Annotated in this window: 11 protein-coding genes and 1 pseudogene; 7 read left to right on the top strand and 5 right to left on the bottom strand. The window is 64.2% G+C overall.

The window, feature by feature from the left end; genetic code table 11:
• Positions 1-88: 88 nt before the first annotated feature.
• Positions 89-274, top strand: a pseudogene (locus tag PDMSB3_RS02690) (helix-turn-helix domain-containing protein); the annotation flags it as partial.
• 75 nt (positions 275-349) lie between these two features.
• On the opposite strand, the gene PDMSB3_RS02685 reads toward PDMSB3_RS02690, so the two are convergent.
• Positions 350-904, bottom strand: a complete 555-nt coding sequence (locus PDMSB3_RS02685) for a cob(I)yrinic acid a,c-diamide adenosyltransferase (RefSeq protein WP_007179213.1) — start codon at positions 902-904, stop codon at positions 350-352.
• Between the two features lie 239 nt (positions 905-1,143).
• Between PDMSB3_RS02685 and PDMSB3_RS02680 the strand changes: the two genes are divergently transcribed.
• The 6 genes from PDMSB3_RS02680 to proC all read left to right on the top strand — a co-directional run bounded on the left by PDMSB3_RS02680 (position 1,144) and on the right by proC (position 8,206).
• Entirely contained in the window at positions 1,144-2,559 is a 1,416-nt protein-coding gene (locus tag PDMSB3_RS02680; protein WP_007179214.1) for an FAD-linked oxidase C-terminal domain-containing protein, read from the top strand.
• Between the two features lie 71 nt (positions 2,560-2,630).
• On the top strand, positions 2,631-4,124 hold the full coding sequence (locus PDMSB3_RS02675; protein WP_007179215.1) for an FAD-linked oxidase C-terminal domain-containing protein: 1,494 nt from the start codon (positions 2,631-2,633) through the stop codon (positions 4,122-4,124).
• A 149-nt stretch (positions 4,125-4,273) separates the two neighbouring features.
• Positions 4,274-5,362 carry a glycolate oxidase subunit GlcE gene (gene glcE / locus PDMSB3_RS02670; protein ID WP_007179216.1) on the top strand — a complete coding sequence of 363 codons (1,089 nt, stop codon included), beginning with the start codon at positions 4,274-4,276 and terminating at the stop codon, positions 5,360-5,362.
• Positions 5,363-5,370: 8 nt separating this feature from the next.
• A complete protein-coding gene (gene glcF, locus PDMSB3_RS02665; protein WP_007179217.1) occupies positions 5,371-6,597 on the top strand; it encodes a glycolate oxidase subunit GlcF in 1,227 nt (408 codons plus the stop codon).
• Between the two features lie 37 nt (positions 6,598-6,634).
• On the top strand, positions 6,635-7,333 hold the full coding sequence (locus PDMSB3_RS02660; protein WP_007179218.1) for a YggS family pyridoxal phosphate-dependent enzyme: 699 nt from the start codon (positions 6,635-6,637) through the stop codon (positions 7,331-7,333).
• A 57-nt stretch (positions 7,334-7,390) separates the two neighbouring features.
• A complete protein-coding gene (gene proC / locus PDMSB3_RS02655; RefSeq protein ID WP_007179219.1) occupies positions 7,391-8,206 on the top strand; it encodes a pyrroline-5-carboxylate reductase in 816 nt (271 codons plus the stop codon).
• Positions 8,207-8,301: 95 nt separating this feature from the next.
• Here the strand turns inward: proC and ubiA are convergent, their stop codons facing one another.
• The 4 genes from ubiA to PDMSB3_RS02635 all read right to left on the bottom strand — a co-directional run bounded on the left by ubiA (position 8,302) and on the right by PDMSB3_RS02635 (position 11,731).
• Positions 8,302-9,165, bottom strand: coding sequence for a 4-hydroxybenzoate octaprenyltransferase (gene ubiA / locus PDMSB3_RS02650; protein WP_007179220.1), 864 nt, complete (start codon positions 9,163-9,165; stop codon positions 8,302-8,304).
• Positions 9,166-9,379: 214 nt separating this feature from the next.
• A complete protein-coding gene (locus PDMSB3_RS02645; protein ID WP_011486838.1) occupies positions 9,380-9,877 on the bottom strand; it encodes a Dps family protein in 498 nt (165 codons plus the stop codon).
• Positions 9,878-10,029: 152 nt separating this feature from the next.
• Complete coding sequence (locus tag PDMSB3_RS02640) at positions 10,030-10,191, bottom strand: hypothetical protein (protein ID WP_007179279.1); 162 nt, start codon at positions 10,189-10,191, stop codon at positions 10,030-10,032.
• Positions 10,192-10,276: 85 nt separating this feature from the next.
• Positions 10,277-11,731, bottom strand: coding sequence for a catalase (locus tag PDMSB3_RS02635; RefSeq protein ID WP_007179280.1), 1,455 nt, complete (start codon positions 11,729-11,731; stop codon positions 10,277-10,279).
• Between the last annotated feature and the right edge of the window lie 59 nt (positions 11,732-11,790).

The raw sequence follows: 11,790 nt of genomic DNA, 5'->3' as shown, positions 1-11,790 counted from the left end.
GCAGTGGATGCAAAGAAACCCGGCTAAAGCCGGGTTTCTTTATTGGCCGAACGGACAAATGGCGCGCCCTTAACCGCCTCTGTACCGTATGACGGAACTGTCCACCTGGATCGAACAGCATCATCTGAAGCAGGCCGAGGCGGCCGAGATTCTGATGGTGTCGCGCCCGCGCGTGTCCGACGTGGTCAACAAGAAGACCACCAAGTTCACCATCGACACGCTCGTGGAAATGATGAGCCGGATCGGCAAGCCGGTCACGCTGGCAGTCGGCTAACATGCAAGACTCACCAATGCATGTGATCGTGCATGCGTCGTCGCGCTATCACGCGCGTCTTGCCACGGCTCCGCGCTAGCTTGCGCGGCGCTCGTGTTGCCACAGCACGTCAGTACCGCCGTCCACACGGTTGAGCACGCGCGCGAGCACGAACAACAGATCGGACAGCCGGTTCACATACTGGCGCGGTGCGGCATTAATAGTCTCGTGTTCGCCTAACGCAACGATCGCCCGTTCAGCACGCCGGCACACGGTGCGGCACACATGCGCGAGCGAGGCCGCGCGCGAGCCGCCCGGCAGGATGAACTCCTTCAGCGGCGGCAACGCCGCGTTGTAGTCGGCCAGCCAGTCGTCGAGTTGTCCGAGTTGCCGGTCGGTAATCATCGTGTGGCCGGGAATGCACAGCTCTCCGCCCAGGTCGAACAGGTCATGCTGGATCGTGACCAGCGCTGCCCGTACCTTGTCCGGTAAGGTTTCACACAGCAGCACGCCGACATTCGAGTTGAGTTCGTCCACGTCACCGATCGCGGCGATCCGCGCGCTGTCTTTGCGCACACGGCTGCCGTCGCCGAGGCCCGTGGTGCCGTCATCACCCGTGCGGGTGGCGATTTTGCTCAAGCGATTGCCCATCATGTCTCCCATGCATTCAGTGATGACGCGCGGCCCAATGTGGCCGAGGCGGCCCAACGCGCAGGCCCACCGTGGCCCGGCGCCGCTCATCCGGCACCGCGTTTATCCATATTGCGCGCATCGTGAAGTCGCCGCCATTATAGGAGCGTCGACCGGCTCCAACGCCGGCCCGCGGGCGATCGGCGTAAAATGAAACACCTGCTGCAAACCAGCATCGCCCTACATATCAGGAGACATGCGTGAATCATCCCGTGCCGCCGGCCCCGTTGCGCCGTCCGTTTCCCGCCGAGCTGCTGAGCGCGCTCAAGGCCGCGTTCACCGATCGCGTGTCCGTGTCCGAAGCAGTGCGCGTCCATCATGGCCGCGACGAATCGCCGTTCGATCCCCAACTGCCTGACGCCGTCGTGTTCGCACGCACCACCGAAGACGTGCAGAACGTCGTCAAACTGTGCGGCCAGTACAACGTCCCGGTCATCCCTTACGGTAACGGCTCGTCTCTGGAAGGGCATCTGCTCGCGGTGCAAGGCGGCGTATCGATCGATCTGTCGGAAATGAACCGGGTGTTGTCGATCAACGCCGAAGACCTGACCGTCACCGTCGAGCCCGGCATCTCGCGCAAACAGTTGAACGAGGCGTTGCGCGACACGGGTCTGTTCTTCCCGATCGACCCCGGCGCGGACGCGAGCATCGGCGGCATGTCGGCCACGCGCGCGTCGGGTACCAACGCCGTGCGCTACGGCACGATGCGCGAAAACGTGCTCGGACTGACCGTGGTGCTGGCCGACGGCCGCGTGATCAAAACCGGCACGCGGGCCCGCAAGTCGTCCGCAGGTTACGATCTCACGCGCCTGTTCGTCGGTTCGGAAGGCACGCTCGGCGTGATTACGGAAATCACGGTCCGCCTGTATCCGCAGCCGGAAGCGGTGTCCGCGGCGGTATGCACGTTCCCGTCAATGGGCGATGCGGTTCGCGCGGTCATCGAAACGATCCAGATCGGCGTACCGATTGCGCGCGTCGAATTCGTCGACTCGCTGGCCATCCGCTCGATCAATCGCCACTCGAATCTGACGCTGCGTGAAGCGCCCACGTTGTTCTTCGAGTTCCACGGCACCGAGGCCGGCGTGAAAGAGCAGGCCGAACTCGTCCAGGAGATCGCCGCGCAGAATGCCGGCGAAGGCTTCGAATGGGCCACGCGTCCGGAAGACCGCAGCCGTCTGTGGAACGCGCGCCACAACGCCTATTTCGCCATGCTGCAACTGAAGCCCGGCTGCCGCGCGGTCACGACCGACGTCTGCGTGCCGATCTCACGCCTCGCGGAATGTGTAGAGGAAACGGAACAGGATCTGAAGGCGTCGCCGCTGCCCTGCCCGATCGTGGGCCATGTCGGCGACGGCAACTTCCACGTTGCGATCCTGATCGATCCCGACAAGCCAGAAGAACTGGCCGAAGCCGAGCGCCTGAACCATCGCATCGTGGAGCGCGCGCTGCGCATGGACGGCACCTGTACGGGCGAGCATGGCGTCGGCCTGCACAAGATGGGCTTCCTGCTCGAAGAACACGGTGAAGTCGCGGTCGACACCATGCGCTCGATCAAGCACGCGCTCGATCCGCACAATCTGATGAACCCGGGCAAGATCTTCTCCTGGGCGGCTTGAGGCGTCTTCAGGCGCGGCTGCATGAGCAAGCCAGCCGCGCTGGACTTGAAAGGCATGAGGAGGCAAGTCACATGAACGCACCCGCTGAACTGACGGCCGAAGTACTCGCCCAGCGCCAGCGCGAAGTCGTGCAGGCGTTGATGGCCGTATTGCCGACCCACTGTCTGCTGTATCGCGAAGAAGACACCGTCGCCTACGAATGCGACGGTCTCGCCGCCTACCGGCGTCTGCCGCTCGCGGTCGCGTTGCCGGAAACGGAATCGCAGGTGCAGCGCATCGTGCAGATCTGCCACCGCCTCGACGTGCCGATCGTCCCGCGCGGCGCGGGCACCGGCCTGTCCGGCGGCGCCATGCCGATCCGCCACGGCGTGGTGGTGTCGCTCGCGCGCTTCCGCAAGATCGTCGAAGTCGATTCGTACGCGCGGACCGCCACGGTGCAGCCCGGTGTGCGCAACCTGTCCATCTCCGAAGCCGCCGCACCTTACGGGCTGTATTACGCGCCGGACCCGTCGTCGCAGATTGCCTGCACGATCGGCGGCAATGTCTCGGAGAATTCCGGCGGCGTTCACTGCCTCAAATACGGTCTGACGGTGCATAACGTGCTGCGCGTGCGCGCCGTCACGATGGAGGGTGAAATCGTCGAGTTCGGCTCGCTCGCGCCGGATGCGCCCGGTCTCGATCTGCTGGCGGTGCTGATCGGCAGCGAAGGCATGTTTGCGATCGTCACCGAAGTCACCGTCAAGCTGATCCCCAAGCCGCAAACCGCGCAGGTCATCATGGCCAGTTTCGACGACGTCGTGAAAGGCGGCGACGCGGTTGCCGGCATCATTGCGGCGGGCATCATCCCGGCGGGTCTGGAAATGATGGACAAGCCGGCCACCCGCGCCGTCGAGGAATTCGTCAACGCGGGCTACGATCTCGACGCAGCGGCGATCCTGCTGTGCGAATCGGACGGCACACCCGAAGAAGTCGCCGACGAGATCGTGCGCATGACCGCGGTGCTGCGCGAACAGGGCGCCACGCGCATCCAGATTTCCCGCTCGGAGAACGAACGGCTGCGCTTCTGGTCGGGGCGCAAGAACGCCTTTCCGGCCGCCGGGCGCATTTCACCCGACTATTACTGCATGGACGGCACCGTGCCGCGTCGCAGTATCGGGCCGCTGCTCACGCGCATCGAGGCGATGGAGAAGATCTACAACCTGCGCTGCATCAACGTCTTCCATGCGGGAGACGGCAACATGCATCCTCTGATCCTGTTCAACGGCAACGACCGGGACGAGTGGCACCGGGCCGAGGCGTTCGGTTGCGACATTCTCGAAGCATGCGTGGAGCTGGGCGGCACGGTGACCGGCGAGCACGGCGTCGGCATCGAGAAGATCAATTCCATGTGCGTGCAGTTTTCGCCCGAAGAGCGCGACGCGTTTCACGCGGTCAAGCGCGCCTTCGACGCGCCCGGCCTTCTCAACCCCGACAAAGGCATTCCCACGCGGGCCCGCTGCGCCGAATACGGCAAGATGCACGTGCGCGGCGGCTTGCTGCCGCATCCGGAACTGCCGCGTTTCTAGTACTTTTGTGCCCGCCGACGCATCGCGCATAACCCGCGCGGGCGCCGCTTTTCCTGCTTTCACCCTGATTACCCGATGCGGGTCCGCTCCGGGTTGCCAGAGCGCCCCCGCCCGGTACAATCAACCGAAACACAACGAAGCAGGACACCATGGAAGAGGACGACATCGTCGCCGGGTGGTCGGAACGTGTGCGTTCGGCCAGCGCCGAAGGGCGCGCGTTGCGCATCCGTGGCGGCGGCACCAAAGACTGGTACGGCCAGACGCTGGAAGGTGACATCCTCGACACGCGCGCTTATCGCGGCATCATTGCGTACGATCCGGCGGAGCTGGTCATTACCGCGCGCGCGGGCACGCCCCTGCTGGAGATCGAGGCCGCGCTCGCCGACCACCATCAGATGCTCGCCTTCGAGCCGCCGCACTTCGGGCCGCAGGCCACCTTCGGCGGCTGCATCGCGGCGGGCATTGCCGGTCCGCGCCGCCCGTCGGCTGGCGCGGCGCGCGACTTCGTGCTCGGCGCCGTGATCATGAACGGCCAGGGGCAAACGCTGCATTTCGGCGGCCAGGTGGTGAAGAACGTCGCCGGCTACGACGTGTCGCGCCTGATGGCCGGCTCGCTCGGCACGCTTGGGCTGATTCTCGAACTGTCGATCAAGGTGCTGCCTTTGCCGCAGGCCGAAGCCACGCTCAAATTCGACATGAACGGCACCGACGCGGTCCGCAAGCTCAACGAATGGGGCGGCCGGCCGCTGCCGATTACCGCGAGTGCCTGGCGTCATGGCACGCTGGCCGTGCGCCTCGCGGGCGCCGAGGCCGCGGTCAAGTCGGCACGTACGTCGCTGGGCGGCGAAGTGGTCGATGCGGTCGAAGCAGAACGCTTCTGGGCCGGCCTGCGCGAGCAGACCGATTCGTTTTTCTCCGCCATTCCGCCGAAAGCCGCGCTGTGGCGCCTCGCGCTGCCATCCATCACCGAGCCGCTGCAACTGCCCGGCGCGCAGCTCATGGAATGGGGCGGCGGCCAGCGCTGGTGGATCACCGACACCGACGCGCAAACCGTGCGCATCAGCGCCAAGCAGGCGGGCGGCCACGCTACGATATTCCGTACCGGTCACGGCTACGACCGCGGCGCTGGCGTGTTCACCCCGCTTCCCGCGCCGCTCATGAAAATCCATCGCGGCCTGAAAACCGCTTTCGACCCGGCCCGCATCTTCAATCGCGGCCGTCTCTACCCCGACTTCTGAGCGACGCGATGCAAACCAACCTCGCGGACTTCATGCGCAACACGCCCGATGGCGACGAAGCCGACGGCATTCTGCGCAATTGCGTGCATTGCGGTTTCTGCACGGCCACCTGTCCGACCTATCAGCTGCTCGGCGACGAACTCGACGGCCCGCGCGGACGGATCTATCTGATCAAGCAGATGGTGGAAGGCGCGCCGGTCACGCGCAGCACCCAGGTCCACCTCGACCGCTGCCTGACCTGCCGCAACTGCGAAACGACCTGCCCCTCCGGCGTGCAATATGGCCGGCTGGTGGAAATCGGCCGCAAGATCACCGAAGAAAAAGTCACGCGTCCGCTCGGTCAGCGCCTGATGCGCCGGCTGCTCGCGAGCTTCGTGCCGAACAGCGCGCTCTTCACGCCGACCATGCGTATCGGTCAGCATTTTCGGCCGTTGCTACCCAAGAAGCTGCGCGACAAGGTGCCCGCGCGGCAGCGTCCGCTCGAATGGCCGACCGCGAAGCATCCGCGCAAGATGCTGCTGCTGGCGGGCTGCGTGCAACCGTCGATGATGCCGAACGTCAACGTCGCGACCGCGCGCGTGCTCGACGCGCTCGGCATCGAAACGCTGATCGCGCCGGATGCCGGCTGCTGCGGCGCGATCCGCCTGCATCTGGGCTACAACGACGACGCCCTCGACGACCTGCGCGCCAACATAGACGCATGGTGGCCGTACGTCGAACAGGGCGTGGAAGCGATCGTGATGAACGCGTCCGGCTGCGGCGCGACCGTCAAGGAATACGCGCACCTGTTGCGCCACGATCCGGCGTATGCGGAAAAAGCGCGCCGCGTGGTGGAACTGACGCGCGACATCGCGGAGATCCTGCCGGAGTTCGAAGAACCGCTGGTCTCCGTCACGCGACGCCGCTCGGTACATACGGTCGCGTTTCATCCGCCCTGCACGTTGCAGCATGGCCAGCAGATACGCGGCAAAGTCGAGCACCTGCTGGGCGCGCTGGGTGTCGAAGTGCGCCTGCCCGCCGACAATCATCTATGCTGCGGCTCGGCCGGCACCTACTCGCTGACGCAGCCCAAGCTCTCGTATGCGTTGCGGGATCAGAAGCTCGAACGGCTGCAGGCGCAGGAGCCGCAGGTGATCGTGTCGGCGAACGTGGGCTGCATTGCGCATCTGCAAAGCGGCACGTCCACGCCGGTTGCGCACTGGATCGAACTGGTCGAGCACATGCTGTCCGTATAATCGGGCAATCGACTTTCGCTGGACTTCCGGATCCGTCATGCCCGATCTGATTCACAACCTCGAAGCGGTGCGGCAGCGCATCGCCACGGCCGCGCACGTGGCCGGACGCGATACGCGCTCGATCCATCTGCTCGCAGTCTCGAAGACTTTCCCCGCCGAAGACGTGCGCGCCGCCTACGGTGCCGGCCAGCGCGCGTTCGGCGAGAACTACGTGCAGGAAGCCATCACCAAGATCGAGGCGCTCGCCGATCTGCGCGCCACGATCGAATGGCATTTCATCGGCCCCTTGCAATCGAACAAGACGCGCCCCGTCGCCGAACATTTCGACTGGGTGCACTCGGTCGATCGGCTGAAGATCGCGCAGCGGCTCTCGGAGCAGCGCCCGGACAATCTGCCGCCGCTGAACGTGTGTCTGCAGGTCAACATCAGCGGCGAGGCGTCGAAGAGCGGCGTGGGCATTGCCGAGGCGGCGCAGGTCGCGCAGGCGATCGCCGCACTGCCGAAGCTGAACCTGCGCGGCCTGATGGCGATTCCCGAACCGGCCGGCAGCATCGACGAGCAACGCGTGCCGCATCGACAGTTGCGTGAGCTGTTCGAGCGCCTGCGCGACGGCGGACTCGCGCTCGACACGCTGTCGATGGGCATGTCGAGCGACCTCGAGGCCGCCGTGCTGGAAGGCGCGACCATCGTGCGCGTGGGCACCGCGATCTTCGGCGCGCGAGATTACTCTAACTGAGCTTCGCGAACCTTTTCAGGCTCCGTAGGCTCTTCACGGCACTTCATCCGGAACATCATGAAAATTGCTTTTATCGGCGGTGGCAACATGGCCGCCGCGTTGATCGGCGGCCTCATCAAACGTGGCGTCGCACCCGCTGACCTCTACGCAATCGATCCCAACGAAGAGGCGCGCAAGCGCAATGAGCAGCAATTCGGCATCAGGACCGGCGTTGCCGCGGATGCCGCGCTGGCCGCGTACGACGCGGTCGTGCTGGCGGTGAAGCCGCAGATCCTGAAGAGCGTTGCGGAGGCGGTGGCGCCGCATCTGAGCGCGTCACAACTGGTCGTGAGCATCGTCGCCGGTATTCGCATGGGCGACATGTCGCGCTGGCTGAACGGTCACAGCCGTATCGTGCGCGTCATGCCCAATACGCCGGCGTTGATCGGCATGGGCGTGACCGGTCTCGTGGCAACTGGCAGCGTGGACGACGCGGGCCGCGCGCTCGCGTCGCAAGTGCTGGGCGCGGTCGGCGAAACGGTCTGGTTCGACGACGAAGCGAAGATCGACGCCGTCACCGCAATCTCGGGCAGCGGACCCGCCTACGTGTTCTATTTCATCGAAGCGTTGCAGGAAGCCGCCCGCCAGCTCGGCATGGATGAAGCGCAGGGCCGTGCGCTCGCCGTAGCGACCTTCACCGGCGCGGCGCAACTGGCGGCGAATTCCGACGAGCCACCGGGCGTGCTGCGCGAACGCGTGACGTCGAAGGGCGGCACGACGGCGGCGGCGCTGGCGTCGTTCGACGCGAGCGGCATCAAGGATGCGATCGTGCGCGGCGCGCTCGCCGCCGATGCTCGCGCGCGGGAAATGGGCGACGAATTCGGCAAGCAGTAAGCGCGCAGGCAGCACAGTAGAACTGAACGCCGCGGCGCTTCGATTCAGGCCGCTGCGGCGTTAGCGATAAAGAAACGCAAAGCCCCGCGGAAAAATCAGAACCAAGTCGCCGCGTAATGCGCGGCGACGCCGACGAACAGCGCGCCGCCGAGCCAGTTGTTATGCCGGAACGCGGCGAAGCACGCCATCCGTTCGCGATTGCGGATCAGCGTGTAGTGATAGATCGCACAGCCCGCAGCAGCCGCCCATCCTAGCCAGTACAGCACGCCGAAATCGAGCAGCACGCCGATACCCACGTAGATCCCCAGCGTCACCGCGTAGCAGAGCATGATCGCGGCCACGTCGAAGCGGCCGAACGTCAGCGCCGAAGTGCGGATGCCGATCTTGATGTCGTCGTCGCGATCGACCATCGCGTATTCGGTGTCGTACGCCACCGACCAGAACACATTGGCCAGCAGCATCACCCACGCGAGCATCGGCACGTGGTTCTGAATCGCGGCGAACGCCATAGGAATGCCGAAACCGAACGCGATGCCCAGATAAGCTTGCGGAATGGCGAAGAACCGCTTGGTGAACGGATACGAACCGGCAACGAAGAGCGCCGCCACCGAGAGCTCTTTGGTCAGCGTATTCAGCGGCAGGATCAGCAGAAATGCCAGCAACGACAACGCGGCCGCCAGCGCCACCGCTTCCCACGCCCTGATCTTACCCGAGGTGATCGGACGGTTCTCCGTGCGCTTCACATAGCGATCGAAATCGCGATCGGCGTAGTCGTTGATCGCGCAACCCGCCGAGCGCATCAGCACCGTGCCCACCGTGAAGATCACCAGCAGCGGCAACGACGGGCGACCGTCCGACGCGATCCACAGCGCGTTGAGCGTCGGCCATAGCAGCAGCAGGCTGCCGATCGGCTTGTCCATGCGCACGAGGCGCAGATACAGGGGAAGTCGGGCGAACATGGGCGGAGTCGGTGAAAGTGCGAGACGGTGCGGCTATTTTACGGGATGCGGGCGGCGGCCAGCCCCGACGCAAGCAAGTCGGAAAGCCTGCGCCGAAAAAAAGCCTCCCGCGCAGGGAGGCTCTGTTTGCATGACATCTCAACGCCGGCCGCCGGAACGACGCGCTACGCTGAAATCCGGGCGAGGCGCCCGGTGCGCTTGATACGCTTGATGCTTAAGCCAGCATCGAGCGCAGCATCCACGCGGTCTTTTCGTGCGTTTGCATGCGTTGCGTCAGCAGGTCGGCGGTCGGCTCGTCGTTGGCGGCTTCCGTCGACGGGAAAATCGCGCGTGCGGTACGCACCACGGCTTCCTGACCTTCCACCAGCTGGCGGATCATTTCTTCCGCCGCCGGCACGCCGTCCGCTTCCGGAATCGACGACAACCTGGCGAATTCCTTGTAGCTGCCCGGCGCATGCACGCCCAGCGCGCGAATCCGTTCAGCGATCGAATCGACCGCGAGCGCCAGCTCGTTGTACTGCGTTTCGAACATCAGGTGCAGCGTGTTGAACATCGGACCCGTCACGTTCCAGTGGAAGTTATGGGTCTTCAGGTACAGCGTATAGGTGTCGGCGAGCAGGCGCGACAGACCTTCTGCAATCTTCTTGCGATCCTTGTCGCTGATCCCGATATTGACGTGCTGTACCGCTGCTGAGGCTTCTTTTTTGGCCATGATGACTCCTTTGAAGAGTGATACGAACCGGTCGGCAAGTGACGGTCTGCGGATAGCAAACCCGGCATATCGAACGCCCGACAGTTTAGCTTAGAAAGCTGCCGCGCCCGTATGACGCGTGGCCACTTGCCGCACCCGCGGCATCGCCTGCATCAACCGCCCAGTGCGTGTTGCAGCGCTTGCGCGGCGATCACTGCGAGCCCGCTCGTGACGATCGCAAAACCCACTGCCTTACGCGCCATCAAAGCGTACTGCTGCTGCGCGCCGCGTGCGGCTGAAGTGCCGCCCAGCGTGGCCATCATCATCTGCATCATGATTGTGCTCCTTCGGTTCATATCGATACCGGCGGGACGCAGATGCGCCCCGCTTTGCTGCATCAGTTCAACTGCTCGATGCGGCTTACTTGCTCTCGCCTTCCGCGAGCCTGGCGATCGCGGCGATCACGCCTTCCGCGTATGCCGGATCGGCGCGGCGGAAGTGCTCGATCTGACGCGCCACGATCTCCTGCGGCACACCGTTGATATGGCGTGCGATGTTGCCGAACAGACGCTCGCGCTGAGCCGCATCGAAGAGCGCAAACAGCATGCCCGGCTGCGTGTAGTAGTCGTCGTCCAGACGATGATCGTAGCGATCCACCGCGCCCGCCGCGAGCGGCGGTTCGGATGCGTTGGCGTCCTGCGCGAAGTCACCGAAGCGATTCGGCTCGTAATTCACATTGCCGCCGAGGTTGCCGTCCGTGCGCATCGCGCCGTCGCGATGGAACGAATGCGGGCTCGCCACACGCGACGCGTTCACCGGAATCTGGTGGTGATTCACGCCAAGGCGATAGCGCTGCGTGTCGCCATACGAGAACAGACGCCCTTGCAACAGACGATCCGGCGAGAAGCCGATACCCGGCACCACGTTAGCCGGCGTGAACGCCGCCTGCTCCACGTCTGCGAAATAGTTGGCCGCATTGCGATTCAACTCGATCGTGCCGACGTCGATCAACGGATAGTCCTTCTGCGACCATACTTTCGTGATGTCGAACGGATTGAAGCGATACGTGGCGGCTTCCGCTTCGGGCATCACCTGAATGGCGAAGCGCCATTTCGGGAAGTTGCCCTGGTCGATGTTCATGAGCAGATCGCGTTGCGCGCTTTCACGATCTTGCGCGACCACTTGTGCCGCTTCCGCATCGGTAAAGTTCTCGATGCCTTGCATCGATTTGAAGTGGAACTTCACCCAGAAACGCTCGTTTTTGGCGTTGATGAACGAGTACGTGTGCGAGCCGAAGCCGTGCATCTGACGGAAATTCTGCGGAATCCCGCGGTCGCTCATCAGAATCGTCACCTGATGCAGCGACTCCGGATGACGCGACCAGAAATCCCACGCGGCCACATTGCTGCGCATGTTGGTGTACGGGTCGCGTTTTTGCGTGTGAATGAAGTCCGGAAACTTCAGCGGATCGCGGATAAAGAACACCGGCGTGTTGTTGCCCACCACGTCCCAGTTGCCCTCTTCCGTGTAGAACTTGATCGAGAAGCCGCGCACGTCGCGTTCGGCGTCGGCCGCGCCGCGCTCGCCGGCAACCGTCGAAAAGCGCATGAACAGCGGTGTTTCCTTGCCGGCTTGCGCGAACACCTTCGCCTTCGTGTAGCGCGAGATATCGTGCGTGACCTTCAGCGTGCCGAAAGCGCCCGAGCCTTTGGCGTGAACACGGCGTTCCGGAATCACTTCGCGGTCGAAGTGAGCGAGTTTTTCGAGCAGCCAGACGTCTTGCAGAACAACCGGACCGCGCGCGCCGGCGGTCATCGAATTCTGGTTGTCGGCGACGGGGGCACCGGCGGCATTGGTGAGCTTACGTTCGGACATGCGTGACTCCTGGATGGCTTTTTGTGGGAACAGAGTGTTGGGAGAGGCGCGGCGCACTG

This window comes from Paraburkholderia dioscoreae, from assembly GCF_902459535.1.
In the GTDB taxonomy this organism is placed as follows: domain Bacteria; phylum Pseudomonadota; class Gammaproteobacteria; order Burkholderiales; family Burkholderiaceae; genus Paraburkholderia; species Paraburkholderia dioscoreae.
The sequence above is the reverse complement of the archived record's forward strand: the minus strand, read 5'-3'. Positions and strand labels throughout refer to the sequence as shown.

Coding starts and splice junctions, on each gene's coding strand:
- PDMSB3_RS02685 (WP_007179213.1), bottom strand. CDS start 904: ATGGGCAATCGCTTGAGCAAAATCGCCACCCGCACGGGTGATGACGGC.
- PDMSB3_RS02675 (WP_007179215.1), top strand. CDS start 2,631: ATGAACGCACCCGCTGAACTGACGGCCGAAGTACTCGCCCAGCGCCAG.
- glcE (WP_007179216.1), top strand. CDS start 4,274: ATGGAAGAGGACGACATCGTCGCCGGGTGGTCGGAACGTGTGCGTTCG.
- glcF (WP_007179217.1), top strand. CDS start 5,371: ATGCAAACCAACCTCGCGGACTTCATGCGCAACACGCCCGATGGCGAC.
- PDMSB3_RS02660 (WP_007179218.1), top strand. CDS start 6,635: ATGCCCGATCTGATTCACAACCTCGAAGCGGTGCGGCAGCGCATCGCC.
- proC (WP_007179219.1), top strand. CDS start 7,391: ATGAAAATTGCTTTTATCGGCGGTGGCAACATGGCCGCCGCGTTGATC.
- ubiA (WP_007179220.1), bottom strand. CDS start 9,165: ATGTTCGCCCGACTTCCCCTGTATCTGCGCCTCGTGCGCATGGACAAG.
- PDMSB3_RS02645 (WP_011486838.1), bottom strand. CDS start 9,877: ATGGCCAAAAAAGAAGCCTCAGCAGCGGTACAGCACGTCAATATCGGG.
- PDMSB3_RS02640 (WP_007179279.1), bottom strand. CDS start 10,191: ATGATGCAGATGATGATGGCCACGCTGGGCGGCACTTCAGCCGCACGC.
- PDMSB3_RS02635 (WP_007179280.1), bottom strand. CDS start 11,731: ATGTCCGAACGTAAGCTCACCAATGCCGCCGGTGCCCCCGTCGCCGAC.